Below are 25369 nucleotides of genomic sequence, written 5' to 3'. Positions count from 1 at the left end.
AGCGGCACGGCCCGACGCGCGCGTCTCGCCCTCTCGCCGCCGCCCCTACGGCCACCCGGCCCGGTCCCGTCAGCGCACGCGGCGCACGAAGATGTCCGTAACGGCGTTGGTGTCGCCCGGCACCAGGTCGGCGCTGTCGCTGGCGAAGGCCACCAGCCGCCCGTCGCGGTCGGGTGCCGCCCCGAACGATCCCGCGGCGGGTGACCCGCCGTCAGGGGTCGTGCTCAGGCGGGTCACCTTTCCGCTCCTCAGGTCGCGTGCGAAGACGTCCCAGGTGCCGTTGGTGTCGTCCGGGACCAGGTCGGGGGCGTTGGTGGTGAAGAAGGTGATCCGGTTGTCCGCGCTGAGTCCGCCCCCGGTCACGCTGCCCGTCGGCGCGCCGCCGTCCGGGCGGGCTGCGAGTCGCGCGTACGCGCCGGTGCGCAGGTCACGGGAGTACGAGCCCCACATGCCCGGCCGGTCGCCCGGCAGCAGCGCGTCGCTGGTGTCGAACTGGAGGTACCGGCCGTCCGGGGAGAACCGCAGGCCGTACTGGACCCGCGCCGGAATGCCGTTCAGGTTGTACGCGCCCGCCCTGGTCTCGCCGTTGCGCAGGTCGTGGACTCCGAAGGTCACGTACGGAGGCTGCGGCCTGGCGATGCCGGGCCCGCCCTGGGGCCAGGGGAACAGGTTCTTCGCCTCGGTGGTGAAGGCGACCTGCCGCCCGTCGGCGCTGATGACCGGGTCGGAGGAGGGCGCGGTGCCCTGCGTACCGTCGCCGGCCACGCTGACGAGCCGGGTGGTGCCCTTCCGGCGGTCGCGGACGAAGACGTCGGCCTTCCCGTTGGCGTCCCCCGCCACGAGGTCGTCGCGCAGCGAGGTGAAGGCGAGATAGCGCCCGTCGGCGCTGATCGAGGGCAGGAAGCTGCGCCCGGCGTCCGGTGCACCGTCGTGGCGGGTGACCAGTTCGGTGGTGCCCTTCCAGCGGTCGCGGACGAAGACGTCCATACCGTCACCGCTGTCGTGCGGGTCGAGCGTGTCCGACGGCGAATCGAAGGCGACGAAGCGCCCGTCGGCACTCACCGCGCGGGTGTAGCCGGCCGCGTACCCCGGCGAGCCGTCCGGGTTCGCGCTGACGAGGTCGACCCGTCCGGTCCGCAGATCCTTGGCGTACACCTGGATGCCGGTCCCCTCGGGTGTGCCCGGCACCAGGTTGCGCGCCTCGCTGACGAAGACGAGGACGCGCCCGTCCGCGCTGAGCACCGGGTCGAAGGAGGCGCCGTCGGCCTGCTTCCCCGCGGCGCCGACGCTGACCCGCTGCACGCTCTCCGGTGCCCCGGCCGCCGTGGGGTCCGCCGCGCCGTGGGCGGAGACTGCGGGCAGCGTCGTGGCGCAGGCCCCCGCCAGCACCGCCAGAACTGCGGTCCATCGCCGCACGGTTCCTCCCTCACCCCATGGGCACCAAACGGAGCCGGGGCAAGCCAACCCGCCCGGCGGCACACCGGGCAACGCGGGAACCGGCCAACCAGGGCGCTTCCGACGGGCCGGGCGTTCCGGACGGGTCGCTTCCCCTCAGGGGACGCCGCTCCGGTCAGGGAGTGGCGCCGCTCCGGGTCAGGGGGTGGGACCGCTCCGGGTCAAGGGGTGGGGCCGCTCCAGTAGGACCGCTCCCACTGCTCCTCGTCGGGGCTGAACTCGACCTCCATCGTGCCGGCGGCGTCCGGCGGCAGCGAGTAGGCGTATTTGCCGACGACCTGCCTGCCGGGGAGGACGTAGCCGGAGATGATTTTCTGCCGTCCGCTGCCGTCGATCACCAGTTCCGTCGTGGCGCCGTCGGCGTCGTTGACCCGGGGCAGTCCCGGATCGAGTTCGAACCGCTCGGTGCCGGTGTTGGCCACCGTGATCGTCACCTGGAAGGCCTTGTTGCCCTTCTCGTGCCCCGTGGCGAAGCTGTCCGGGTCGAACGGCTCGGGCTTGGCGACCGTCACCTTCAGACCGTCGCCGAAGGCGTAGGAAGCGCCGAACGAGAGGTGCCGGGCCTTCTCCTCCGCCTCGGAGGTCTTCCGCTGCGCCTCGGCGGAGGCCCGCACCTCCTCGACCTGTTCGCGCTTGTCGTCGACCATCGCCTTCACCACGAAGCCGGTGAACACACCGGACCCGATCGCGATCAGGAGTCCGCACCCGCCCAGGACCACACCGGCCAGCGCCATCCCCTTGTCCGTCGCCAGGCCCTTGCGCGCCCGGCTCAGCCCGACGCAGCCGAAGACCACGGCCAGCAGCGACGGCAGCCAGGACACCCAGAACAGGAAGACGAGCATGCCGACCGCGACGCCGACGACGCCGAGCACCAGCGCCGGGATGCCCATGCCGACGGCGCGGGGCTGCGGTAGCAGCAGTGGCTCCATCGGATGTGGCCCCCGAGAGGCGGGAGCCGGTCCGGGGGGCGGCGGTCTCCACGGGTCGCGGTCGTCCGGTGTCGCGTCGACGGGCTTCTCGCCGTCAGGCGGAGTGGATACGGTCACGCACAATCCTCGAATTCGGCTGAAATGAACAAGCTGGCGACATTATCTGTCGTGTTCCTCCCGCTGCCGCGAGCGGGGCAACGATGCCTGCCGACAACCGGTACGTACGAGAACCCGCCGCCTCCCTCAACTGCTGCGCCCCGCGCCGCTCACTCGGCCGGAGCGTCCTCGGCCGACGCGTCCTCGACCGGGTGGCGGACCACCGTCGGCGGCCGGGGGAGGTCTCCGGCGTCTATGGCGTTCTGGGCGACGGTGGACAGCATGAGGTGGTGGCAGCGGGCGTGCTCGTGCATGAGGTCGAAGGCGGCTTCGAGGGAGACGTCGCGGCCGGCGGCGAGGAACCCTTTGGCCTGCTCGATGAGGATGCGGCTGTGCAGCGCGGAGTGGAGATTCTCGTTGACGGTGTCGGTGTCCGTGTGCCGGAGGGTCCGGGCGTGGATCAGGCCGATGGTGGCCGCGTCGGCGAAGGCCTGCGCCACGGTGAGGTCGTCGAGAGGCACCGGGCTGTCGGTGGCGCGCAGGAGCAGCAGGCTGCCCAGGGTCTCCTTGCGCAGACGCAGCGGTACGGCGCAGGCGTAGGTGTAACCGACGCCGCGTGCCTGTGCGGTGAAGTTCTCCCAGTCGGCGGGCGCATGGGAAAGATCGCCGGGGGTGACGGCTTCGGCGGTCCGGTAGGCGTCCACGGCGGGCCCTTCCCGCAGCGCCACGTCCAGCACCTTGGACAGGGCCGGGCTGGGATCGCAGGGCGCGGGGCTGTACATCTGCGGCCCCGGGTAGGCCAGCACGACGGCGGCGTCGGTGACGGCGAAGATGTCACGGCAGCGGACGGTCAGCTGCTGGAGGAAGTCGATGACGTCGAAGTCCGCGACGAGGGTGTCGGCGAGTTCGACGAAGGTCTGGGCGATTTTGTCTTCCCTGCTCATGTCCCTGCTCCTCGGTGCGCGGGCCACGGCAGGTCCGTGCCGGGCGACGGTTTCACGGCGGCAGCTCCTGGAGGATGTCGCGGGCGGTCTCGGTGAGGGGCCGGCCGGAGACGAACGCCTGGGCCCGCAGCCGGACCAGCGCCTCCTCCAGCGGCACCCCGAGCCGGCAGCTGAGGACGCCGGTGGCCTGGTGCACCTCGACCCAGTGCAGATCGACCGCGCCCGCGGCACCCGGCCCGTCTTCGGGCTGGGAGTCCCCGGTGTCCGGCCGCCAGGTCAGCAGCCGGCCGGCCAGCGCGTCGGCCACCCGCAGCCCGTCCGCCGCCTGCGGTGGGGTCAGCGGACCCGGCGTCCTGCGGTACCCGGTCAGCGCGCCGAACCGGGCGCCTCCGGTCCGTACCGGCCACACGAACATCGCCCGTACGCCCAGGGCCAGGGCCTCGTCGGCGAACTGCGGCCACCGCTCGCCCGCGCCCGCGCCCAGGTCCGCCACCTGGCAGGGCACCTCGCTGAAGTCCGCCTCCACCCCGGGGCCCTGCCCCAGGGTGAACTGCGCGTCCTCCAGACGCGCGCTGATGTCGTCGCTGAACCACACCAGTTCCGCCCCCCACCGCAAGGAGACGGCGATGCCTTCCAGTCCCAGCGCGTGGGCGCACCGCACCGCCCACATGCGGCGTTCTCCCACATCGACGGCCCGCCTCAGACCGGCGAGCAGCTCCTGCACAAACACCCGGTGCTCCATCGCTGAGCCTTCCGCGCCGAAGGCGGACCGGCACTGAAGGCGGCCGCTTTCCGTACCCGAAGACTACTCTTCGGCCGCCCCCGCGGAGCCTCGTTCGAGAGCCTGGCTTGCGGGGGCGGAAGGGCGGGTGGAAGGGCGGGTGGAAGGGCGGGTGGAAGGGCCGGGGAGGGCTACTGACGGCCCTGCCCGGCCAGCCCCCGGAGCAGGCCCTCCAGATCGCGCTCGCCGTCGCGGGTCTGGGCGCCGTGGGCCAGTCCGCCGCGGATCAGCCCCTCGGCCGCGGGGCGGACGAACTGGCCCGCCCAGGCGTCGTGTTCCCGCAGGAGGCCCTCGGCCAGGTCCTCGGGGACGATGGCACGCTTGGCCGCCGCGATCACGCCGTCGGGCAGGGCGGCGATGTTGCGGGCGAGGCGGTCGACGAAGGCATCGAGTTCGTCGGCGGGGAGGGCCCGGTTGACCCAGCCGTAGCGCTCGGCGGTTTCGGCGTCGTACAGGTCGGCGCCCAGCACCGCCTCCAGGGCGCGATTGCGGCCGACCCGGCCGGCGAGGTACTGCGTGCCCCCTCCCCCCGGGACGATGCCCATGAGCGCTTCGGTCTGGCCTACCCCGGCGCGTCCGATCGCCGCGAACGCCATGTCCGCGGCCGTGACGAACTCCGCCCCTCCTCCGCGCGCCGTCCCGGCGAGCTTGACGATGGTCACCTGGGGCTGGTGCCGGAGCTGTTCCCCCAGCGCCTGGAAGACGTTGACGCCGTCCGGCAGGCCGGCCGCGAGTTGCTCGAAGGCGTCCGGCGCATCGACGAGCGACATGTCGACGTGCGCCACGAAGAACTCCGGGTCGGCGCTGTCGAACACGATCACCCGCACCGAGTCGTCGTCCCGCAGCGCGGTCAGCAGGTGCCGGAGGTCGGCCATGAGGGCGACGTCCAGGACGTTGACCGGTGGGTTGTCGAGGGTGACGCGGGCGATGCCGTCCTCGGAACCCACCCTCAGGGTCGTATAGGCGTCGTGGTGCACGGAGTTCTCCGATCGGTACCTGGTGTGCATCTAGGTTCCTGATGCACACTTACCGTCCGATGCGGGGCCACCAGCGTCAATAACGCACTTTCGGCATCGCAAGGATCACGGAGGATACCGACATGGCCAGTTCAGAACCCCGCGTCGGCGCAGGCAACGGCACCGTCTACCGGGCCGACTGCCCCAGCCGTCCGATCCTCGACCAGATCGCCGACAAGTGGTCGATGATGGTGATGGAGATCCTCGCCGAGCCCACCCGGTTCAACGAGATCAAGCGCCGCCTGGAGGGGGTGACCCAGCGGGTCCTGACCCAGACCCTGCGCCGCCTGGAGCGCAACGGGATGATCGTGCGCCGCGTGCTGCCGACCTCGCCGGTCGGTGTCGAGTACTCCCTGACCCCGCTCGGCGCGTCCCTGCGGGAGCCGTTCGGCCGGCTGTACGACTGGACGGTCGACAACGCGGACGAGATCAGTGCGCGCCAAAGGGACTACGACCGACGCGTTCAGAGCTGAGCGGGCGCGCGGCGCGCCGAGAGCCCACCGCCCTGAACCGGCTCGCTCCCACAGCTGCTTCCTCCACTTCCTACTTCCAGGCGGTGGTGTTCGACACCGCGACGCAGTACTTGCGCCACTGCGGGCCGAGCCGCCCTCCACCCGGATGGTGACCACGTCCCCCACCTCCGCGTGCGTGACGCGCCCCCACACGGCCCCGCACCGTTTGCTGTAACGAACGTGCAGCGTGGCCGGGTTGCCCTGCCGCGGGAGCCAGGTGACCGCGCCCGCGGAGCACCCTTCCTTCTGCGCAGCCAGCGCCGTACGCGACGCCGCGGCGGGCGGCGGGTTTGCCACCGGTTCGGGCGGTCCCGGGACGCAGGGCGCACGCCGGGGGCGCCCTGCGTCATTGGTGCGCCAAGACGCGCGGTCCCGGGCTTACTTGTGCTGTTTGCTCCGCACAGCCGCAAGGTAAAGTTCTGGTATAGAGATAAGTGAAGCGGAGTGCGCCGACCGCATCCGCTGCCCCATACGGCATGGATTCCGCTTTCCCGCGATATTCCGTACGGGAAAGCGGAGACGCGAAGGAGGAATCATGTTCGAGCTCAGGGCCGAGGCGGAAATGCGCCTCTTCTCGGAAAAGCTCGCCAGGAAACTCGCCGCCGAACAGTCCCGCGCTCCGGACAACGCGAGCGGCGATGCCGCGGAGCAGCCGTCGGAGTCCGAGGAACGCCGCCTCAGTTCAGGCCGGTGAGGAATTCACCGAAGAGCCGGTTGGCGGTCTCCGAGTCATACAGACGCTCGAACTCCGCGCGCGCCAGGCGGCGTCGGAACTCACCGCGGTAGGAGACGTCTCCCGCGTCGTGCATGAGGTCGGTGAACCACGCGGCGAACGCCTGGTAGTTCCACACATGCTTCAGGCAGGTGGCGGAGTACGCCTCCAGCAGGCTCGCGTCCCGCTCCGCGACCTGCTTCAGGACGGCCGCGGCGAACACGCCGGCGTCGTGCAGGGCCAGATTCATGCCCTTGGCGCTCATGGGCGGCACGGTGTGCGCGGCGTCGCCGAGCAGGTACAGGCGGCCGTGGCTCATCGGGTCGTAAACGACGCTGCGCAGTGGCACCAGCGTCTTGCTGGAGATCCGCCCCTTTGCGGCGACCGGTTCGCCGAAGCGCGCCTCTATCTCCTCCCAGACACGGTCGTCCGTCCACTCCCCGACGGAGGAGTCCAGGGGGCACTGGAGGTAGAAGCGGCTCGCCTGCGGGCCGCGGGCGAACTGCCCGGCGAATCCCCGGTCGTGGATCGCCATCATGGACTGGTGGTTGGCGGGGGCCTCGGCCAGTACGGTCAGCCAGGCGTACCCGTATTCGCGGGAGTGACGGGTCAGTTCCTCCTCCGGGATGCTCGCCCGGCTGACGCCGTGGTCTCCGTCGCAGCCGGCGATGTAGTCGCAGGTGATGGTGCGTGTCGCGCCCGCGCTGTCGCGGTAGCGCACGCGCGGTCGGGGCCCGGTGATGTCCTCCAGCTCCACGTCCTCGGCTTCGAAGCGGAGGTCGCCGCCGTCGCCGACGAACACGTCGACGAGGTTGCGTACGAGCACCTGCTGGGGGCAGAAGCGCCCGTCGCCGTGGTCGTCGGTCGCGTACCTGAAGGGCCGTGTCCCGCCGTCGATGCGGAAGTTCAGCACCGGCTCCAAGGGGGCGCCGCCGAGGACCCGGTCCGCCAGGCCCCATTCGCGGAACATGCGCGCCGCCCGGGAGTCGATGACCCCCGCGCGCTGGCGCTGCTCGACGTACTCGCGGCTGCGCCGCTCCAGGACGACACAGTCGATCCCGCTGCGCAGGAGGAAGGTGGCGAGGGTGAGCCCGGCGACGCCCGAGCCCACGATCACGACAGTGGTGTTTTCGTCCGTCACGGACATGAATGGCGCTCCTCGGTGCTCTGGTTCCGGGCGAGCCGCCCCGCGCGCCCGCGGCCGCGCCGCGACGACGGCCGCCGGGACACGGCCCGCTCCGCGCGTTTGGCGCACGCGGACGCGGCGCCCTACCCTTAAGCGGAGTCTTCACTACGCATCATACGTAGTGCTCACTACGTTTGCAAAAGGGGTCCGGTATGCGCCGCGACGGAGCCGCCAACAGGGAGAAGGTCCTGCTGGCCGCCGAGCATGTGTTCGCCGAGAAGGGGGCGGCCGCCTCCACCGACGAGGTCGCCCGGCGGGCCGGGGTCAGCATCGCCACCGTCTTCCGCAACTTCGCCACCAAGCAGGACCTGATCGAGGCCACCGCGGTGCGCCACCTGGAGAAGCTGACCGCCGAGGCGTTGCGGCTCGCCGACAGCCGGGACGCGGGCCAAGCCTTCGCCTCCCTGATGAAGACCCTCGCGGCGGCAGGGCCGGTGAAGATGACCCTGCTGGACCTGCTGCCTCCGCACGACGGCAGAGAGGGCCTGTCCCGGCCGGTCACCGAGGCGGCCGACGCCTTCCGCGCGGCCCTCGACGGCGCGCTCCACCGCGCCCAGGCCGCCGGCGCCGCACGCCCCGAGGTCACCGGCGACGACGTCTCCCTCCTCCTGCGGGCCCTCGCGCACGCCACGGACCTCGGCGAAGGCGAAGCGCTCGACCGGGTCGTGGGCATCGTCCTCGACGGCCTCGGCGTGCCGCGCTGACCCCCGGTACCTTCCGCCCGCCCGGCCCACGCGCCACGACGTAAGGTAAGGGTGGCCTTACCCATCGACCGGCAGCAGCGCCGCACCTCCCCCGCACCACCGACACGGAGACCGCTTCGATGACCGTCACCGCCCCGCCCTCCGGCTCGCCGCGGCATCCGCCCCGGATGCCGCGGCCCTCGCCCGTGCCGCGCGTCACCGACGAACGTGTCGTCCGCCGGGCGGCCGGGATGTCCGGGGCGGAGTTCTGGCGGGCGGTGGAACGCGAGGGTACGCCGCTGACCGGTCCGGATCCGGAGGGTGCGGCGGACCACGCCGTGGTCACGTTCCTGTGGCGCGGCTCCCCCGCGACCCGTGCGGTCCTGGTGTCGCCCAACAAGATCGCCGATCCGCGTGACCCGTCCGGCAACCTCATGGACCGCGTCCCCGGCACGGACGTGTGGCACTGGTCGGTGCGGATGCGCCGGGACTGGCACGCCACGTACACGCTGTGCGTGGACGAGGGCGGCGGCCCCGCGGACGACGCCGCGTACTGGCCCTGGCTGCGCACGCAGCGGCGCTCCGACCCGTACAACCCGCACGCCCTGGCGGGCCGTTGGGATGGCGATCCGACCCCCTGTGTCGCACTGTCCGGGGCGCCGGGCAGCACGGAATGGCGGGAACGGCCCGGCGTACCCAGGGGATCCGTCTCCGTCCACTCCGTCCGCAGCGCGCTGCTCGGCAACGAGCGCCGGGTGTGGCGGTACGTGCCTGCGGGCGGCGTGGAGCCGGGTGCCGAGCTGCCCGTCCTCGTCCTCCTGGACGGGGAGATGTGGCAGCCGGGGCTCGGCGTGGCGACACTGCTGGACAATCTCGTCGCGGACGGCCGTATTCCGCCGCTGGCCGCGCTGCTGCCGGAGTCGCTGGGCGCGGACACCCGCTGGGCCGAGATGACCTGCGATCCCCGGTTCGCCGGTTTCCTCGCGGACGAGCTGCTGCCCTGGGCGGGCGCGGATCTGCCGCTGACCGCCGATCCCGCCCGTACGGTGGTGGCGGGCCAGAGCCTGGGCGGTCTGACGGCCGCGTACGCGGCGGTGACCGCGCCCGGCCGGTTCGGCTGCGTCCTGGCGCAGTCGGGTTCGTTCTGGTGGCCGAACGGTCCGGGCGCGCAGTGGCTGACCGAGCGGATCGCCGCGTCCCCGCGGCTCCCGGTGCGGTTCCGCCTGGCGGCGGGCGAGCAGGAGTGGGTCGCGCTGCCCGCGAACCGCCGGCTGCGCGACACCCTGGCGGCCAAGGGGTACGACGACGCGGTCTACCGCGAGTACAACGGCGGTCATGACTACCTGTGCTGGCGCACGGAGCTGGCCGAGGGGCTGTGCGACCTGCTCGGCCCGGGGACGGCCGGGCCGGTGGCCGGATGACACGCCGGAGCCCGGCCGCCGGTGTGCGGCCGGGCCCCGGTGCGGGGAGCGGCGTCGTGCCGGATCTCAGTGGGAGCGCGTCAGGCTGATGCGGTGCACCGAGTCGATCCGGTCGGCACCGGCCGCGGACTTGTCCACCACGTAGGCGGTGCCGCGACGGACGCTGACGTGGTTCGGGTTGGGGCCGGTGGCGAGGTCGGCCAGGACGGTGCCCTTCTCCGGGTCCACGACGGTCGTGGTGCCGCTGCCGCGGTTGGCGACGAAGACCCGGCCGGAGCGGTGGTCGGCGGCGACGGAGATCGCGCCGGCGCCGGTGGTGACGGTCCGGGTGACGGCGCCCTTGCGCAGGTCGACGACCGAGAGGGTGCCGGCGGCCTGGTTGGCCGTGTAGGCGGTGCGGCCGTCGGCGGACAGTTCGATGCCGATGGGGGCGTCACCGGTGGGGATGAAGCGCGGCTCGGCCTTGTACGGGCTGACCGCGATGATCCGGTCGTTGTTCAGGTCGGTGGCGTAGGCGGTGCCGGTGCGGGTGTCGACGGCGAGCCCGGCGGTGCCCGCGCCCTCGACCTTGACCCGCTTCTTCTCCTTGAAGGTGCGGGTGTCGAACGCGACGACCGAGCCGTCGCCGAAGCCGCTGGCCCAGGCGAGGTCGTGGCGCTTGTCGACGACTATCTCGCGGGCGTGCGCGACGCCGGGCAGGGTGGCGAGGTGCTTGCCGGTCCGCTGGTTGTAGACGGCCACCGAGTTGTTGCGGGTGTTGGTGGTCCACACGGTGTCGTGCTCGTCGTCCACGGCCACGCCGTAGACCGCCTCGACGGCGCCGGTCGCCGGGTCGGTGACCGGCGGCGTGTACGCGGCCTTGGTCTTGAGCGTCTTCGGGTCGACCTTGAGCAGTCTGGACTGGGTGACCGGCGGCCGGCCGACGGCTGTCGTGGTCCACAGGGCGTGGTGCCGCTCGGAGTAGGCCGACTGGTAGAGCCCGGTGGCCAGTTGCGCGGTGTCCACGCGGTACGACGCCTGGCGCGCGGGCCGGTCGTGCGCGACGGCGGTGCCGGTCACCGCGAGGACGCTGCCCGTGGCGACGGCGAGGGCCGTGGCGTTGCGGGCGAGGCGGCGGGAGGCGGTGCGGGGCTTCAGCGTCTTGAGGGCGCTCATGGTCTGGACTCCTCCTGAAGAGGCGGGCGGGAGAGGGCGGTCGGGGGAGATCCACCCGACGCGGTCAAAGATTAGCTTAGCCTTACCTAAGTTGCACTCCATCGGCCGGTACCCGGCCGGAGCCGGGGCGGGCCGGGCACACCGGAACGGCGCACCCGGCCCCGGCCCTACGGCCCGTCAGGCATCCAGTTCCGCCAGGCGTGCCGCGACCACCGCGCCGATCTCGTCCATCCAGCGCGGCTGCGTCATCTGCGGATGCAGGCAGTCCACGTCGTGGTTGGCCAGCTCGCCCCTGACGTACGGCTTCCAGGCGTTCCGGGTCAGCCAGTCCTCGGCCCGCGGGGCGACGGCGGTGAAGAACAGCGCGTCGCCGGTGAACACCCGGTGCTCGTGTTCCCGCATGAGACGGGCGTTGTTGACGACGATGTCGACGACGGCGGACAGCGTGCGGTCGGACAGCCCGGCCAGCGCACTGCCCTCGCGGCGCAGCGTCTCCAGGACGTCCTCACGGGTCAGCTCGTCCGTGCGCTCGAAGCCCGCCATCCGCAGCAGGGCGTTCAGCGCGTCGGTCTCCTTGGGGACGGCCTGGTCGCGCCACTGGTCGGAGGGGTAGGCGTCCAGCAGGGCGAGGAACTCGACCCGCTCCCCCGCCTCCTGGAGCCGCACCGCCACGGTGTGGGCGAGGACGCCGCCCACGGACCAGCCGAGCAGCCGGTAGGGGCCGTGCGGCCGGACGGTGCGCAACTGCCGTACGTAGTCGGCGGCCATCTCCTCCATCGTCGCCGGGAGGGCTTCGTCGCGGGCCAGGCCGCGGGCCTGGAGGCCGTACACCGGCTGGGCGGGGTCGAGCCGGGAGAGCAGGCCGGAGTAGCACCAGCTGATGCCGCCCGCCGGGTGCAGGACGAACAGCGGTACGCGGTCGCCTGCCTCGCGCAGCGGCAGCAGGACGTCCAGCGCGTCCCCGCCGGTCCCGTCGCCGTCCAGGCGGGCGGCGAGCGCGGCCGGGGTGCGGTCCTGGAAGAGCGCGCCGATGGCCAGGTGAGTGCCGAGCGTGTCGCGTATCCGTGCCATCAGGCGGGCCGCCAGCAGCGAGGTGCCGCCCAGGTCGAAGAACGCGTCGTCCACGCCGACGCGGGGCAGGCCCAGCACCTCGGCGAACAGCCGGGTGAGGGTCTCCTCCCGGTGGGTGCGCGGGGCGCGGCCGGGTCCCGCTTCGAAGGAGGGGGCCGGGAGCTTCTTGCGGTCCAGCTTGCCGTTGGGGCTGAGCGGGAACTCCTCCAGCGGGATCACGCTGTTGGGCACCATGTGCTCCGGCAGGGTGCGGGCGAGCGCGTCGCGCAGGTCCTCCGGGTCCGGCGGGGCCACGCCGTCGCGGTGCTCGTACGTGACGTAGCCGGTCAGCCGCTGGTCGCCGGGCCGGTCCTCGCGCACCACCGCGCAGGCCGCGCCGACGGCGGGCAGGGCGGCCAGTGCCTCCTCGATCTCGCCGAGTTCGACGCGCTGGCCGCGCAGTTTGACCTGGTGGTCGGTGCGGCCGAGGTAGAGCAGTTCGCCGCCGTCGGTCCAGCGGGCGAGGTCGCCGGTGCGGTACATGCGGCCGGCCGCGGGGCCGTACGGATCGTCGACGAAGCGGGTCGCCGTCAGGCCGGGCCGCCCCAGGTAGCCGTCGGCGAGCTGGGTCCCGGCGAGGTACAGCTCGCCGGGGACGCCGGGCGGGCAGGGCTGCAGCGCCGCGTCCAGGACGTACAGGCGGGTGTTCCAGACGGGCGCTCCGATGGGCACCGCGCCTTCGCCGTCGGGTGCGCACGCGTGGTGCGTGACGTCGACGGCCGCCTCGGTGGGCCCGTACAGGTTGTGCAGTTCCACGCCGGGCAGCGCCCGCGCGAACTCCCGGGCCGTCTCGCGCGGCAGCGCCTCGCCGCTGCAGAACACCCGGCGCAGGCCCGCGCAGTTCGCCGCGTCCGGCTCGGTGAGGAACACCTGGAGCATGGACGGTACGAAGTGGCAGGTGGTGACGGCCTGTTCGCGGATGACGCGGGCCAGGTAGGCGGGGTCCCGGTGGCCGCCGGCTTCGGCGACCACCAGCGTGGCGCCCTGGCGCAGCGGCCAGAAGAACTCCCACACGGACACGTCGAAGCCGGAGGGCGTCTTCTGGAGCACCCGGTCGCCCGCCTCCAGGCCGTACTGCCCCTGCATCCAGCGCAGCCGGTTGTCGATGGCCCGGTGGCTGACCACGACGCCCTTGGGACGGCCGGTGGACCCGGAGGTGTAGATGACGTACGCGGGGTGGCCCGGGGTGAGCGGGCGGGGCGGGACGGTGCCGGGGTACGCGTCCAGCGCGAGGCCGTCCAGGACGACCACCGGTACCCGGCCGTCGCCGGGCACGCGGTCGGCCCGGTCGGTGACCACGCACACGGGCCGGGCGTCGTCGAGCATGTACGCGAGCCGGTCGGCGGGGTAGTCGGGGTCCAGCGGCAGGTAGGCGCCGCCCGCCTTGAGGACGGCCAGCAGGGTGAGGACGAGGTCCGCGGAGCGCGGTACGGCGACGGCGGCCAGCGTGCCGGGCCGCACGCCCAGGGACGCCAGGTGCCGGGCCAGCCGGTTGGCGCGGGCGTCGAGTTCCGCGTACGTCCAGGAGGTGTCCCCGAAGACCAGCGCCGTGGCGCCGGGGGTACGGGCGGCCTGCGCCTCGATGGGCCCGATGAGGGTGGTGGGCGGCAGCGGACGGGCCGTGGCGTTGAACGTCTCCAGCACCCGGGTCCGTTCGGCCGCCGTGGCGATGCCGTGCGTGCTCTGGGGCGCGTGCGGGTCGGCGTGCGCCAGGCGGGACAGCAGGTCCAGGAAGCGCTCCTGGTGGTGGCCGAGGTCCGTCTCCTCGTACAGCGCGGGGTTGGCGTCGTAGTCGACGCGCAGGCCGCGGCCGTCGGCGCGGTCGTAGACGTTGACGGTCAGCTCGTCGACGGGGCCGGTGGACAGGTTGTGCGCGGTGGCCGGAATTCCCGCGAAGTCCAGGCCGTAGTCGAAGGGCATGACGTTGACCAGCGGGCCGACCAGCGCCCGGTCGGCGCCGAGCAGGCCCAGGTCGCGGCGGATGTCCTCGTACCGGTAGCGCTGGTGGCGGCGGGCCGAGCGGATGCCGAGGACGACCTGGCGGACCAGTTCGGCGAAGGTGGCCTGCGGTCCGGCGGTCAGGCGCAGCGGCAGGACGTTCATGACCATGCCGGGGACGCGCAGGGCCACCGAGCCCATGCGGCCCATCATCGGCAGGCCGAGGACGACTTCCCCGGCGCCGGTGGCCCGGGACAGGTACAGCGCCTGGGCGGCGATCAGCACCTCGGGCCAGGTGGCGCGGACCGAGGAGGCCAGTTCCTTGAGCCGTTCGGTGGTCGCGGGCTCCAGGTACGCGGTGCGGCGCAGGTGGGTGCGGGAGGGCAGGGCGGTGCGCCCGGCCAGGTTGACGGCCTCGGGCCGGTCCGCGAACGCCTCGTTCCAGTGCCGCCGGTCGGCCTCGTACGCGTCCGAGGCGCGGTACGCGGCGTCGTCGTCGACCAGGTCGGTCAGCCGTCCGAAGGTGTCGGGGCCCACGGGTTCGCCGGCCGCGAGCGCCGTGTAGACCTCGGCGGTGCGGCGGGCCAGCAGCGAGTAGCCGAAGCCGTCCATGACGACGTGGTGGACGCGCTGGTACCACAGCCAGCGGGCGTCGCCGACCCGGAACAGCGCGTGGGCGAACAGTGGCCCGGCGGCCAGGTCGAACGGTTCGGCCAGGTCGGCGCGCATCCAGGCGCGCGCCGCGGCGTCGGGGTCGGACTCCGCGCGCAGGTCCGCCAGGTGGAGCGGCAGCGGCGCCGGTCCCGTGGTCAGGGGGAGCTGGCGGGGCCCTTCGGCGGTCTCCACGATCCGGACGCGCAGCGCGTCGGCCTCGGTGACCACGTGGTGCAGCGCGTCGGAGAACAGCGCCGGGTCCACCGTCCCGTGGATCTCCAGGTATTCGGCGGTGTTCTGCGCGGGGCTCGCCGGGTCCAGGGCCTGTGCGTACCACAGGCCGGTCTGTGCGGCCGTCAGCGGCAGGCCCTCGGCGGTACGCAGGCCGTCCGCGCCGGCGTCGAGGAGCGCCGTCACGAGACCGCGCCCAGGACGCGGGCCCACGCCTCGATGGCGGGCTGCTCGGCGAGGTCCACGAAGCCGGCCCGGGTGCCGTGGTCGCGCCGCCACCGTTCCAGGAGCGCCATGATGCGGACCGAGTCCATGCCGTAGTCGACGAGGTTCTCGTCGACGGGGATGTCGGCCGGGTCCTCGCCCAGCACGTCGGCGACGTCCGCGCGCAGGTGGTCGATGGTCAGTGCCATGACAGGTGGTTCTCCTTGGGGGGTGTGGCCGGTGGGGGCTGGGGCCGTGCGGCCGGGGCTCCGGTGTGCGGCCGGGGCGCCCGGGTGCCAAGCGGGCACCGGCCGGGCGGGGTCCGGCCCCGTCCGGCCGGTGCGGTCCGTCACTTGGCCATGGCCTTCTCGATGTCGTCCAGGACGGACTGGGCCGCCAGGCCGCCGCCGAGGCTGGTCCACTTGGAACCGTCGATCTCGGTGGTGTGGCCTTCGCGGACGGCACCGAGCTGGCGGTAAGCGGGCTTGGTCTTCAGCTCCGCGAACAGGTCGGCGTCCTTGCCCTTGGCGGCGAGGGTGCCGATGAACAGCCAGTCGCCGTCGATCTGCTTGATGTCCTCGTCGCTGATGGGGGTGGAGTGGCCCTGGCCGCGGTCGTTCTGGATGCCGGGCCGCTTGAAGCCGAGGTCCTTGAGGATGTCGCTGATGAAGACGCCCTGCTGCATCACGGCGGTGCCCTTGGCGGAGTAGCGGGCGACGGAGACGGTGGCGCCTGCGTTCGGGCCCAGCTTCTTCTTCAGGGCGGCGGCCCTGGTCTCGTAGCCGTCGAGGAAGGTCTTGGCCTCGTTCTGCTTGCCGAGGACCCGGCCGGTGACGTCGAGCGCCTTCTTCCAGTCCTTGTCCTTGCCGACGGTGACGACGGTCGGCGCGACGGCCTTCAGCTGCTGGAGCACCTTCTGGTCGGCGAGCTGCCCGGCGAGGATGACGTCCGGCTTGGCGCGCAGCACCTTCTCGATGTCGGGGCCGGTGACGGCGCCGACGACGGGTATGTCCCGGGCGCGGTCGGCGAGGTATCCGGGGGCGCCCTTCTGGCCGCGGCCCGCGGTGAGGCCGATCGGCTGGACCCCGAGGGCCAGCGCGGAGTCGAGGTCCATCTCGCTGAGCGCGATCACCTTGGCGGGCTTGGCGGGGACCTCGACCCGGGCGCCGGTGGCGTCGGTGACGGTGACCTTGCCGGCGCCGCCGGCCTTTGCCTTCTCGGAACCGGACTCGTCCCCTCCGCAGGCGGTGAGGGCCAGCGCCAGGGCGGTGGTGACGGCGGCCGCCGCGGTCAGGCGGACGCGCGGCAGGGAGTGCGTGGACATGTCTGTAGTCTCCGAGTGGTGAAGTCCGGCGCCGGGTCGGCGTTTGACGAATACATTGTTCCGGGGCGCGCCGCGGAAACACGGGTGTCCGGGCTCGTCAGGCGTCAAAAAGCCCCGGTCAAGCCTTAGGTTAGGCTAACCTTATGTTGGTTGCGCAAGAGGCCGGGGCCCCCGTGGGCGACACCGAGCCCCCTCCGTCAAGGGCGCCCGGTCACCGCCGGCGCATCCTGACAGCCGCGGTCGCCCTGACCGTGCTGCTGGCCGCCCTGGTGGTGCTGTCCCTGCTCATCGGCACCGGATCCAGCCCCGTGGCGCGCGCGTGGGACTTCCTCGTGGGCGAGCCGACGGCCCGCGCCGACGCCCAACTCCGCCTCGCCGTCCTGGACGTGCGGCTGCCGCGGACCCTCGCCGCCGTCCTCGTCGGCGTCTCGCTCGGCGCCGCGGGCTGCCTCCTCCAGGCCGTCACCCGCAACCCTTTGGCCGAAACCGGACTGCTCGGCGTGAACTCCGGCGCGGCACTCGGCGTCGTCATCGGCCTCACCTACTTCGGCGTGGAGTCCTCCTACGCCCTGCTGGGCTGGGCGCTCGTCGGGGGCATGACCGCCAGCGCGGTCGTCCTGCTCCTCGCCGCCTCGGGCCGCGCCGCGGCGTCACCGCTGCGGCTGGTGCTCGCCGGCTCCGCCCTCGGCGCCACCTTCCACGGCATGACCTCCTACGTCCTGCTCAGCACCCAGTCCACCTTCGACACGTTCCGCTACTGGACCATCGGCTCCCTCGCGGGCATCAAGACCTCGGACACCTACCCGCTGATCCCGCTCATCGTGACCGGCCTGCTGGTCGCCTTCGGCGCCGCCCGGCCGCTGGCCGCCCTGGCCCTCGGCGACGACAGCGCGCGGTCGCTGGGGCACCGCCCCGGGCTGGTCCGGGTCGTCGTCGCCGGTGCGGTGACGCTGCTGGCCGGGTCGGCGGTGGCCATCGCCGGCCCGATCGCCTTCCTCGGCCTGATGGCACCGCACGCCGCGCGCGCCGTCACCGGCCCGCGCATCGCCGCGCAGCTCGCCCTCTCGGCGCTGATCGCCGCCGACGTGATGATCGCGGCCGACATCTTCGCCCGTGTCGCCATCCGCCCCTGGGAGACCCCCGTGAGCGTGCTCCTCGCCTTCGTCGGCGGGCCGTTGCTGATCTGGATCGCCCGCTCCCGGCGGATGTCCACGGCGGGAGGCACGGCATGACGGAGCAGGCGCACGGCGCACACGGCACGGCGGAGCCCGCGGACGGCGGGACCTCGCCCGCCCCCTCCCCCGCGCACTCCGCCGAGGACACCAAGGCCGCCGCGCCGGACGCGGCACCCGCCGCGGACGTGACGCCGCCCGACAGCCTCGTCCTGCGGACCGGCGCCTTCTCCTGGCTCTTCCCCCGCCGGGGCTCGCTGGTCGCCGTCGCGCTGGGGGCGCTGATCCTCGTCCTCGTCGCGCTGGGCACCTTCGCCAGCTCCACCGGCATGAGCTTCTCCGAGACGCTCTCCGGCCTGTTCGGTACGGGCGACTCCGCGACGGTGATGCTGGTCCAGGACTTCCGGCTGCCGCGGATCGCCGTCGGCGTGCTGGTCGGCGCGGCGCTGGGCATCGCCGGCTGCCTCACCCAGACGCTGGCCGGCAACCGGCTCGCCACCCCCGACATCATCGGCGTGAACGAAGGCGCCACCGCGGCCGTCGTCGCCTCCGTCGTCGGCTCGTCCACCGGCATGATCGGCGAGTGGTGGCTCGGGCCGGTCGGCGCGGTGCTGGCCGCCGCGCTCGTGGTCCTGTGCGCGGGCGGCGCGGGCCACCGGGGCCACCGCGTCCTCGTCGTCGGCATCGGCGTCTCGACCGTCGTCGGGGCCGTCACCGACCTCGTCATGTCCCGCCAGAACGACAACACCGCCGGCGGCGTCTTCCTGTGGACGGTCGGCAGCCTCAGCGGACGTGACTGGTCGGTGGGCACACCGCTGCTGCTGGTCCTGCTCGTCCTGCTGCCGTTCGCCCTCGCCGCCGGGAACCGGCTGCAGCTGCTGCGCTTCGACGACGACACCGCCGCCGGGCTCGGCGTATCCGTCCGTCGGGTCCGCGCCCTCGCCCTGGCGCTCGCGGTGGTGCTCTCCGGCGCGGCCGCCGGCGTCGGCGGCCCCATCGCCTTCGTCGCACTGGCCGCGCCCGTGCTCGCCGACCGCCTCGGCGGCCGGTCGCGGGTGCCGGTGCTGGCCTCGGGCCTGGTGGGCGGCGCGCTGATCGCCGGTGCCGACGCGCTGGGCCGGGTCGTCGCCCCCGTCGAGATCCCGGTCGGCGTGATCACCAGTGTGCTCGGCGGCCCCTTCCTCCTGTGGGTGCTCTTCCGCTCGGACCGGGGTACGGGGCGACCGTAAGGAGTGCGCCGCAGGCGTGCTTCAACTCCCGGGGAAAGCACCGAACCTGCCGGGGAGGCACCGAACCTGCCTCGGGGAAGCACCGAACGCACGCCCCCGTACGGCACAGCGCACGGCGAGGCGGCCCCGGTGGCGCGCTTCACCGGGGCCGCGCTGCCGGAGGGTCCGCCCTGCCGGAGGTTCCGGCGTGCCGGTCAGCCGCGTCCGGGCTTGGTCACGCCGAAGTGCTGCGTCGTGCCGTCGTGCTGCACGCTGACGGTCGCCGTGGACATGGCCTGGTCCAGCGTGTACGTCCAGGTGTGCCCCTCGCCCGCGGTCCCGCTCCGCACGGGTCCGGGCTTGTCGGCGTCGAGCACGCCGATCACGCTGCCCTGCGGGTCCTCGACCGAGGCGGTGGCGGTGGCCGGGTCGATGGTGAGGGTGTCGCCGTCGGCCATCTTCACCGTACGCACCTCGGACTGCTGCGCGGCGGCGACGACCGCGGTACGCAGCCGGGCCCGCTTGCCGTGTCGGGCGAAGGTCATGGGCTCGTTGCTCGTCGGCTCGTTGCTCATGGGAAGTACCCCTTTACTGCGTTTCGCTGCGCGGTGCGGAGTGCGGTCCGGGGAGCCCTCGGACCGGCCGGGGGCGCGGCATCGCCCCTGGCCGGACACGCTAGGCAGCCGCTGTGCCGGCTGTTCGTCAGCCGCGTAACGGCCCGTGCTCGTCCGTTGCACGAGCGCGTTGCGAAGGTGCTGTGCTCGTGCAACGGGCCGGTGCCGCCGCACCGTCGGAGCCGGGCAGCTCTCCCTGTGCGCCCTTTCACGGAAGCGCTACCGTGGTGATGCACCGTGAAGCCGTCCACGGCCGACCGGAACCGGCTGGCGTGACGGCCTCGGACGGGCCGGGTGAGAGGCGAGGCGGTCAGCAGTTCCTGTCAGCGGGCATCAGCGGTCCCTTGACCGGACTTCCTTCTCCCACCGCCGGGCGCGCGCGCCGAGACCCCGCGCCCCACGTCGTGGAGGCGGGAGCTCGCCGATCGGCGGCCTTCGATGTCTACGACCGAACGTGAGGTCCGCATCGCCGAAGCGGTGCGTGACCTGGTGTACCGCAGTGCGGACTTCGACCCACTGGAACTCCTGCACGACCTCACCGACCTCGCCACGGCCCTGCTGCCGGTGGCCGGAGCCGGTGTCACCATCCTCGACGACCTGGGGCGGGTGGAGTACGCCACCGCGTCCGACGAACGCTGCCGACGGCTGGAGGAGGTCCAGATCGAACTGGACGAGGGCCCCTGCCTCGACGCCATCCGCGACGGCACGGTCATGCCCCCGGCCTCGCTGTCCGGCCCGGCGGCGATGCGGTGGCCCCGCTTCGCGCGCCGGGCCCGGCGCGCGGGTATCACCGCGGTCGCCGCGGTCCCGCTGCGCACTCCCGGCTTCACCGCCGGCGCCCTCAACCTGATGAGCGGACAGGACGCCGAACCCGTGCCCACCCCCGACGACCTGCGCATCGCCCAGGCGCTGGCCGACGCCACCGCCGCCTGCTTCGGCCACCAGCACGACCTGAACAGCCAGGCGGTCCTGATCGAGCAGCTGTCCACCGCACTGGACAGCCGCCTGGTCATCGAGCAGGCCAAGGGGGTGCTGTCCGAACGTCTTCGCGTGAGCCTGGACGACGCTTTCGAGCGGCTGCGCGCGCATGCCCGCGCCCGGCAGCGCAAACTCACCGACCTGGCGGCCGACGTGGCCCGCGGCGAAGTGCCCGCCGAACTGTCCCGGCCTTGACGCCCAGGCCGCGGACGGACCCGCGACACGGGCACACCGGCCGCGCCCGCGCGCCCGCAACGGAAGGTTGACCATGCCAAGCGCCGAGCTGGAGACACTGCTCGACCGGCTGCGCCATGCCGCGCGCACCGGCAGGGGCCTGAACGCCGTACGCCCGGAAACCGCCGCACACCTGCTCGGCCACGACGCCCTGACCCTGTGCCTGGCCACCCCCCGCGGCCATCTGGAACTCCTGTGGTCCGACGATGCCGCCGACCGGCTCGGCCCGACGCTGGACGACCTGCAGTACACCCTCGGCGAAGGCCCCACCCTGGACACGATGCGCACCGGCCGCACCATCACGGAACCCGACCTGCGGAACACGCCCGTCGACCGCTGGCCCCAGTTCCTGCCCGCCGCCGTCCGCACACCCGCCCGTGCCGTGCTGGCCGTCCCGCTGCGCCTGGGCGTCGTACCCGCCGGCGTCCTGACCGCCTACCGCATCCGGCCCGGACCCCCGACCGCCCAGCAGGCGGAAGCGACCGAACGTTTCGCGCGCGTCGCGCTGTCCCTGCTGCTGCACACCTCCCCCGCCCGGCTGCTCACCGGCGAGCACGGCGCCGGGCTCGCCCTGCACCGCGCCGAGGTCCACCAGGCCACCGGTGTCCTCGCCGTCCAGCTCCGGATCGCTCTCGATCAGGCCCTCCTGCGGCTGCGCGCCCACGCGTACTCCCAGGACCGCGCCCTGCTGGACGTCGCCCGCGACGTCATCGCACACCGCCTGCACCTCGACAACGGCTCGTCGTGACGGGCCGACGGCGTGTACGAGTTCTTCCCTGCCGGCTCCCCCTGAAGTGCACCCGGGCGGTCGGCTCCCCCGTGAACCCGCCGACCGTGAAGTAGCCCGCCCGCGTGCCGCCGGGCCCGCTACTTGGCCAGGTAGCCGCCGTCCACCACATGGTCGCTGCCCGTCACGTACGAGGCGTCGTCGGACACCAGGAACGCGATGAGGGCGGCGACCTCGTCCGGCTGCGCGGGGCGCCGCAGCGGGACGGAGGCGAGGAAGCCGTCGGTGGCCCCGGGCGGCAGCGAGGTGACCATCGGGGTGCCGACGATGCCCGGTGACACCGACAGGACGCGGATGCCGTGGTCGGCGTACTCGCGGGCCGCGGTCCGGGTCAGGGCGAGGACGCCCTGCTTGGCCGCGGCGTAGGCGGCGTGGTGCCGGAAGGCCGAATGCGCGGCGACGGAAGCCAGGTTGACGATGACGCCGCCCGTCGCGGTCATCGCGGGGAGCTGGCAGCGCATCGCGTGGAAGACGCCGTAGAGGTTCACCTTCATCACGGTGTCGAAGTCGGCGGGCGGTAGTTCCGCCAGCGGGCTGAGGGAACCGCTGATCCCGGCGCTGTTGACGGCGATGCGCAGGCCGTCGCCGAGGCAGGCGGTGTCCGCGACGACGCGGGCGACGCTGTCCGGGTCGGTGACGTCGACCCGGCGGGACAGCGCGGTGCCGCCGGCCGCGGTGATCTTCCCGGCCACCCGGGCCGCGCCGTCCTCGTCGAGGTCCGCGACCACCACCGCGGCGCCCTCCGCGGCCAGCCGCTCCGCGCACACCGCGCCGATGCCGGAGGCCGCACCGGTCACCAGGGCGGCCCGGTCCCGCAGCCGGCCGTGCTGCGTTCCGTTACCCGCGGTCCAGGGGTGGGCTGGCATGTGCGGCTCCTGACGGGAAGGGGAAGGAGGGCAGGCGTGGTTCAGGACGGGCGGGCGTGCGCGGTGAGCGGCAGCCGGTCGGGGCGCAGGACGGTGCCGACCAGGGTCCGTACGGGGGTGGAGGCGACCGGTTCCAGGCGCCGTCGGGCGGTGAACGCGGCCACCGCCAGGATCAGTTCGGTCCAGGCGAAGTCCTCGCCGATGCACAGCCGGCTGCCCGCTCCGAAGGGCAGGTAGGTGTGCCGCGGCGGTTTCGTGGCGGCGTGCAGGGGCCAGCGGTCGGGGGCGAAGTGCTCCGGGTCCTCGTACAGTTGCGGGTCGTGGTGCAGGGCGTACGGGCTGAAGAACACCTCGGCGCCCGGGGCGAGCCGTACGCCGCCGAGCGTGACCGGCCGTACGGCGCGGCGCATCAGCAGCCAGGACGGCGGGTGCAGCCGCAGTGTCTCGGTCAGCACCTGTCGTGTGCGGACCAGCGCGGGCACGTCCTCGAAGGCGGGTGGCCGTCCCGCGAGCACGGTGTCCAGCTCGTCGTGGAGGAGCCGCTGGACGCCGGGGCGGCGGGAGATCTCGTACAGCGCCCAGGCCAGGGACGCGCTGACGGTTCCGGTGCCGGCCAGGAAGAGGGTGATCAGTTCGTCGGTCACCTCGGTGTCGGTCAGGGCGTTCTCCGGTCCGCCCGCGAGCAGGAGCATCGAGAGCAGGTCGCCGCGGTCCCGGCCGTCGGCACGGTAGGCCCCGATGATCCGGTGCTGGACGGCCACCAGCCTCCGCAGCGGTCCGGCGTCCGGCGGCCGCCACCCCGGCAGCAGCGGGAGGCGTTCCGCCCAGGCGTGCAGCGGGGACAGGGCCAGGCGCATCGAGCGGTACTTGACGCCCAGCCAGCCCTTGACGGCGGTGCGCAGCTCAGGGTCCTGGGGGTCCGCGAAGAGGGTGCGCAGCAGGATGTCGAGGGTCAGGCGGTGGATCTCCGGGACCAGGTCGCGCGGGGTGCCGGGTTCCCAGGCGGCGGCGCAGGCCAGGGACCGTTCGGACATGACGCGGGCGTAGCGGGCGATGCGGTCGTGGTGGAAGGCGGGTTGCATCGTCCGGCGGTGGCGCAGGTGCCGGTCGCCGGCGGCGGTGATCAGCCCGTCGCCGAGCGGTACGCGCAGCGCGTCGAACATCGCGCCCTTGTCGAAGGCGCGGGCCTGGGCGGTCAGCAGGTCACGTACGAGTTCGCCGGAGTTGACGACGTGGACCGGCCGCGGGCCGATGTAGATCTTCGTCACCGGACCGTGGTGCCGCTGCTCACGGACGAAGCGCAGGGCGTCCCGGTGCAGCCGTGGGGCGTGCCCGGCCAGCGGCACGCGGCCGGGTGCGACGGGCGCTCCGGTGGGGGCGTCGGCGGAAGTACGCCCCGGGCGCGCGGTCGTCCGGGTCCCGTTCCTGCTCACGCCGGGCCGCCTCCCGCCCGGCCGCATGCCAGTTCCTCTCCGTGCGCGTGGGCGCGGCGGTCTCCGGCGGCGGCCCGGAGGCGGCGCTGCCCGGCGAAGAGTCCGTCGGCGGTGAACGCATGGGTCTGGGTGGGGAAATGGGTGAGGAGCGGCCTCGGGCCGTACATGAGCGGGACGCCGGGCCAGGTGCCGTCGTCGCGCTGGGTCTCCACGAGGTAGCCGAGCCCCGGCGCCCAGAGGTCCTCGTCGAAAAGGCCGCCCCGTTCCAGAGCCGCGAGGGCCAGGCCGGTGGCGGCGGGGGTGCTCGGGCCGCCCGCTTCGACGGGCCAGCCGCCGTCGGGATTGCGGATTCCGGCCAGCGCGCGGGCGGCGGGGTGGCCGTTCGCCGGTACGGCCGCGTCGAGGGCGGGCAGCACCTCGGCCGTGGCGTACGCCAGGCCCCGATACCACCCGGCGTGCCAGCGCCCCTGGTCGTGGAAGCGTTCGGTGAGCCGGTCGCGCGCCGCGGCCAGCGGCACGCGGTGGCGGCCGGAGTGGCGGGCCAGGGCGCTGACGACGTGAGCTGTCACGTCGTCCACCGGAGGGTCTCCGGCGGACTGCCAGGTCCGCCAGAGCCCGTCGTCCCGCTGCTGCCCGGCCAGGTGCCGCACCCCGGCCCGTAACGTCCCGGCGGGAGCGCCGCTCGCGCCCGCCAGCGCGATCAGGGCGGCCCCGGTGGTGTCGTTGTCGGACTCGACGCCCCGGCGGTACGGCCAGCCGCCGTCCGGGTTCTGCGCCTCGGCCAGGAACGCGACGGCGGCGGGCAGGCCGTGGCGGTCGAAGTCGGGCGCGCCCCGGAAGGCGCGCACGGTCAGGGTGGTGTCCCAGACGTCGCTGGTGGAGAAGCGCCAGGTTCCGTCGGGGTGCTGGCCGGCGAGCAGGTTCTCCGTACAGCGGCGGGCGGCAGCGGTGCCGGGTGCCGCGGTCTGGAGTGCGAGCGCCGCGAGGGCCGTGGTGACCGGGTTGCCGAAGAAGTCGCCCGCCGGGGACTGCTGGCCGGCGATGAGGCGGGCGGCGTGCCGTGCGGCCGGCCGGTTCCCGAAGTGGTCCTCCACCAGGGCGTGTGCGGACCAGAGTTCCACCCGGGACCAGCGCTTGAGCCGCCCCTGGGCGGCGACCGCGGTGGCCAGCAGCGACCGCAGCGCGCGGGGGCCCGTACCGCCGTGGGTTGTCCGGCCGGTGTGCAGGGCGAGGGTCTGGAGGAGGCGGGCGCGGGCCGACAGGGCCGGGTCGTCGAAGGAGGGGTGGCTCACGTCGATGGGGCCGCCGGTGTCCAGGGCGAGGGACAGCAGCGCGGTCTCCACGGCGTGGGCCACCGGGTGGTGGTCCTGCGGGGCGGCGCCCGCGGCGAGCCAGGCCCTGCCCCGCCCGGCGGCGCGGCCTGCGCCGGGGAGCGGTGAACGCGCCAAGGCCAGTGTGCACAGCGCGGTCTCGGTGACGCGCGGGGCAGGGGTGGCGGCCCAGGAGCCGTTGTCCCGCTGGGTGGAGAGGACGTGCCGGGTGGCGAGGGCGAGGGCGCGGTGCACCCGTGGTGCGAGTGTGGGCGACAGGCGGGTGACCGGCAGGTCCGGTGATGCGCGTCCCGTTGACATCTGGAATCTGGCCTCGTTCTCTGCTGGTGCCGCGTGCGCTTCCTGCGGGCGTCCCGTCAAGGTCTCAACGTCCAAGGTCTCAACGTCGTGGAGGA

At 73.5% G+C, this 25369-nt stretch carries 22 protein-coding genes and 1 pseudogene; 8 read left to right on the top strand and 15 right to left on the bottom strand.

All coding sequences use genetic code 11. The features are described from left to right. Positions 1-69 precede the first annotated feature (69 nt). The 5 genes from A6A06_RS20715 to A6A06_RS20695 all read right to left on the bottom strand — a co-directional run bounded on the left by A6A06_RS20715 (position 70) and on the right by A6A06_RS20695 (position 5212). Positions 70-1416 carry a PD40 domain-containing protein gene (locus tag A6A06_RS20715; RefSeq protein WP_199931024.1) on the bottom strand — a complete coding sequence of 449 codons (1347 nt, stop codon included), beginning with the start codon at positions 1414-1416 and terminating at the stop codon, positions 70-72. A 200-nt stretch (positions 1417-1616) separates the two neighbouring features. Further along, entirely contained in the window at positions 1617-2384 is a 768-nt protein-coding gene (locus tag A6A06_RS20710; RefSeq protein WP_199931023.1) for a DUF4190 domain-containing protein, read from the bottom strand. A gap of 266 nt (positions 2385-2650) precedes the next feature. Continuing rightward, entirely contained in the window at positions 2651-3424 is a 774-nt protein-coding gene (locus tag A6A06_RS20705; RefSeq protein WP_073762763.1) for a GAF and ANTAR domain-containing protein, read from the bottom strand. Positions 3425-3476: 52 nt separating this feature from the next. Further along, entirely contained in the window at positions 3477-4154 is a 678-nt protein-coding gene (locus A6A06_RS20700; protein WP_199931022.1) for an ANTAR domain-containing protein, read from the bottom strand. Between the two features lie 182 nt (positions 4155-4336). Continuing rightward, on the bottom strand, positions 4337-5212 hold the full coding sequence (locus tag A6A06_RS20695) for an enoyl-CoA hydratase/isomerase family protein (RefSeq protein WP_073762761.1): 876 nt from the start codon (positions 5210-5212) through the stop codon (positions 4337-4339). A gap of 92 nt (positions 5213-5304) precedes the next feature. On the opposite strand from A6A06_RS20695, the gene A6A06_RS20690 reads away from it, so the two are divergent. After that, entirely contained in the window at positions 5305-5694 is a 390-nt protein-coding gene (locus A6A06_RS20690) for a winged helix-turn-helix transcriptional regulator (RefSeq protein WP_073762760.1), read from the top strand. A 120-nt stretch (positions 5695-5814) separates the two neighbouring features. Here A6A06_RS20690 and A6A06_RS20685 read toward each other — a convergent pair. Then, a pseudogene (locus A6A06_RS20685) lies at positions 5815-6030 on the bottom strand (DUF2690 domain-containing protein); the annotation flags it as partial. Positions 6031-6268: 238 nt separating this feature from the next. On the opposite strand from A6A06_RS20685, the gene A6A06_RS41860 reads away from it, so the two are divergent. Further along, entirely contained in the window at positions 6269-6427 is a 159-nt protein-coding gene (locus A6A06_RS41860) for a hypothetical protein (RefSeq protein ID WP_199931021.1), read from the top strand. On the opposite strand, the gene A6A06_RS20680 is transcribed toward A6A06_RS41860, so the two are convergent. Continuing rightward, a complete protein-coding gene (locus tag A6A06_RS20680; protein ID WP_073762759.1) occupies positions 6411-7592 on the bottom strand; it encodes a 4-hydroxybenzoate 3-monooxygenase in 1182 nt (393 codons plus the stop codon). The genes A6A06_RS41860 and A6A06_RS20680 overlap by 17 nt on opposite strands. 191 nt (positions 7593-7783) lie before the next feature. On the opposite strand from A6A06_RS20680, the gene A6A06_RS20675 reads away from it, so the two are divergent. After that, positions 7784-8335: a TetR/AcrR family transcriptional regulator gene (locus A6A06_RS20675; protein ID WP_073762758.1), complete on the top strand. Its 552-nt coding sequence runs from the start codon at positions 7784-7786 to the stop codon at positions 8333-8335. Between the two features lie 119 nt (positions 8336-8454). Beyond that, the gene (gene fes / locus A6A06_RS20670) at positions 8455-9735 is read left to right on the top strand and encodes an enterochelin esterase (RefSeq protein ID WP_073762757.1); all 1281 of its coding nucleotides are present in this window, start codon (positions 8455-8457) and stop codon (positions 9733-9735) included. Between the two features lie 66 nt (positions 9736-9801). On the opposite strand, the gene A6A06_RS20665 is transcribed toward fes, so the two are convergent. The 4 genes from A6A06_RS20665 to A6A06_RS20650 form a co-directional block, all read right to left on the bottom strand. Continuing rightward, the gene (locus tag A6A06_RS20665) at positions 9802-10890 is read right to left on the bottom strand and encodes a YncE family protein (RefSeq protein ID WP_073762756.1); all 1089 of its coding nucleotides are present in this window, start codon (positions 10888-10890) and stop codon (positions 9802-9804) included. Between the two features lie 177 nt (positions 10891-11067). Next, complete coding sequence (locus tag A6A06_RS20660; RefSeq protein WP_073762755.1) at positions 11068-15009, bottom strand: non-ribosomal peptide synthetase; 3942 nt, start codon at positions 15007-15009, stop codon at positions 11068-11070. Beyond that, on the bottom strand, positions 15006-15236 hold the full coding sequence (locus A6A06_RS20655; RefSeq protein ID WP_073762754.1) for a phosphopantetheine-binding protein: 231 nt from the start codon (positions 15234-15236) through the stop codon (positions 15006-15008). Before A6A06_RS20655 ends, A6A06_RS20660 begins: the two co-directional genes overlap by 4 nt. 140 nt (positions 15237-15376) lie before the next feature. Further along, positions 15377-16351 carry an ABC transporter substrate-binding protein gene (locus A6A06_RS20650; RefSeq protein ID WP_073762753.1) on the bottom strand — a complete coding sequence of 325 codons (975 nt, stop codon included), beginning with the start codon at positions 16349-16351 and terminating at the stop codon, positions 15377-15379. A gap of 143 nt (positions 16352-16494) precedes the next feature. On the opposite strand from A6A06_RS20650, the gene A6A06_RS20645 reads away from it, so the two are divergent. Together A6A06_RS20645 and A6A06_RS20640 are read left to right on the top strand one after the other, a co-directional pair. Next, positions 16495-17583: a FecCD family ABC transporter permease gene (locus A6A06_RS20645; protein WP_242440852.1), complete on the top strand. Its 1089-nt coding sequence runs from the start codon at positions 16495-16497 to the stop codon at positions 17581-17583. After that, positions 17580-18752 carry a FecCD family ABC transporter permease gene (locus tag A6A06_RS20640; protein WP_242440851.1) on the top strand — a complete coding sequence of 391 codons (1173 nt, stop codon included), beginning with the start codon at positions 17580-17582 and terminating at the stop codon, positions 18750-18752. The genes A6A06_RS20645 and A6A06_RS20640 overlap by 4 nt, the downstream gene beginning before the upstream one ends. 194 nt (positions 18753-18946) lie before the next feature. Here the strand turns inward: A6A06_RS20640 and A6A06_RS20635 are convergent, their stop codons facing one another. Next, positions 18947-19306, bottom strand: coding sequence for a hypothetical protein (locus tag A6A06_RS20635; protein WP_073762752.1), 360 nt, complete (start codon positions 19304-19306; stop codon positions 18947-18949). A 477-nt stretch (positions 19307-19783) separates the two neighbouring features. Here A6A06_RS20635 and A6A06_RS20630 point away from each other — a divergent pair, with 477 nt between their 5' ends. After that, positions 19784-20518 (top strand): ANTAR domain-containing protein, encoded by a 735-nt coding sequence (locus A6A06_RS20630; RefSeq protein ID WP_073762751.1) that lies wholly within the window; start codon positions 19784-19786, stop codon positions 20516-20518. Positions 20519-20591: 73 nt separating this feature from the next. Then, complete coding sequence (locus A6A06_RS20625) at positions 20592-21305, top strand: GAF and ANTAR domain-containing protein (protein ID WP_242440850.1); 714 nt, start codon at positions 20592-20594, stop codon at positions 21303-21305. A gap of 119 nt (positions 21306-21424) precedes the next feature. On the opposite strand, the gene A6A06_RS20620 is transcribed toward A6A06_RS20625, so the two are convergent. From A6A06_RS20620 to A6A06_RS20610, 3 genes are read right to left on the bottom strand one after another with little or no spacing between them, the layout of a single operon-like run. Beyond that, positions 21425-22210: an SDR family NAD(P)-dependent oxidoreductase gene (locus A6A06_RS20620; RefSeq protein WP_338015928.1), complete on the bottom strand. Its 786-nt coding sequence runs from the start codon at positions 22208-22210 to the stop codon at positions 21425-21427. A 41-nt stretch (positions 22211-22251) separates the two neighbouring features. After that, on the bottom strand, positions 22252-23643 hold the full coding sequence (locus tag A6A06_RS20615; RefSeq protein WP_242440849.1) for a cytochrome P450: 1392 nt from the start codon (positions 23641-23643) through the stop codon (positions 22252-22254). Further along, positions 23640-25274 (bottom strand): prenyltransferase/squalene oxidase repeat-containing protein, encoded by a 1635-nt coding sequence (locus tag A6A06_RS20610; RefSeq protein WP_073762750.1) that lies wholly within the window; start codon positions 25272-25274, stop codon positions 23640-23642. Before A6A06_RS20610 ends, A6A06_RS20615 begins: the two co-directional genes overlap by 4 nt. Positions 25275-25369 lie beyond the last annotated feature (95 nt).

Origin of the sequence: Streptomyces sp. CB02923 (assembly GCF_001905005.1) — a bacterium.
Lineage (GTDB): Bacteria > Actinomycetota > Actinomycetes > Streptomycetales > Streptomycetaceae > Streptomyces.
The sequence above is the reverse complement of the archived record's forward strand: the minus strand, read 5'-3'. Positions and strand labels throughout refer to the sequence as shown.

Coding starts and splice junctions, on each gene's coding strand:
- A6A06_RS20710 (WP_199931023.1), bottom strand. CDS start 2,384: ATGGAGCCACTGCTGCTACCGCAGCCCCGCGCCGTCGGCATGGGCATC.
- A6A06_RS20705 (WP_073762763.1), bottom strand. CDS start 3,424: ATGAGCAGGGAAGACAAAATCGCCCAGACCTTCGTCGAACTCGCCGAC.
- A6A06_RS20695 (WP_073762761.1), bottom strand. CDS start 5,212: ATGCACACCAGGTACCGATCGGAGAACTCCGTGCACCACGACGCCTAT.
- A6A06_RS20690 (WP_073762760.1), top strand. CDS start 5,305: ATGGCCAGTTCAGAACCCCGCGTCGGCGCAGGCAACGGCACCGTCTAC.
- A6A06_RS41860 (WP_199931021.1), top strand. CDS start 6,269: ATGTTCGAGCTCAGGGCCGAGGCGGAAATGCGCCTCTTCTCGGAAAAG.
- A6A06_RS20680 (WP_073762759.1), bottom strand. CDS start 7,592: ATGTCCGTGACGGACGAAAACACCACTGTCGTGATCGTGGGCTCGGGC.
- A6A06_RS20675 (WP_073762758.1), top strand. CDS start 7,784: ATGCGCCGCGACGGAGCCGCCAACAGGGAGAAGGTCCTGCTGGCCGCC.
- fes (WP_073762757.1), top strand. CDS start 8,455: ATGACCGTCACCGCCCCGCCCTCCGGCTCGCCGCGGCATCCGCCCCGG.
- A6A06_RS20665 (WP_073762756.1), bottom strand. CDS start 10,890: ATGAGCGCCCTCAAGACGCTGAAGCCCCGCACCGCCTCCCGCCGCCTC.
- A6A06_RS20655 (WP_073762754.1), bottom strand. CDS start 15,236: ATGGCACTGACCATCGACCACCTGCGCGCGGACGTCGCCGACGTGCTG.
- A6A06_RS20650 (WP_073762753.1), bottom strand. CDS start 16,351: ATGTCCACGCACTCCCTGCCGCGCGTCCGCCTGACCGCGGCGGCCGCC.
- A6A06_RS20645 (WP_242440852.1), top strand. CDS start 16,495: ATGTTGGTTGCGCAAGAGGCCGGGGCCCCCGTGGGCGACACCGAGCCC.
- A6A06_RS20640 (WP_242440851.1), top strand. CDS start 17,580: ATGACGGAGCAGGCGCACGGCGCACACGGCACGGCGGAGCCCGCGGAC.
- A6A06_RS20635 (WP_073762752.1), bottom strand. CDS start 19,306: ATGAGCAACGAGCCGACGAGCAACGAGCCCATGACCTTCGCCCGACAC.
- A6A06_RS20630 (WP_073762751.1), top strand. CDS start 19,784: ATGTCTACGACCGAACGTGAGGTCCGCATCGCCGAAGCGGTGCGTGAC.
- A6A06_RS20625 (WP_242440850.1), top strand. CDS start 20,592: ATGCCAAGCGCCGAGCTGGAGACACTGCTCGACCGGCTGCGCCATGCC.
- A6A06_RS20620 (WP_338015928.1), bottom strand. CDS start 22,210: ATGCCAGCCCACCCCTGGACCGCGGGTAACGGAACGCAGCACGGCCGG.
- A6A06_RS20610 (WP_073762750.1), bottom strand. CDS start 25,274: ATGTCAACGGGACGCGCATCACCGGACCTGCCGGTCACCCGCCTGTCG.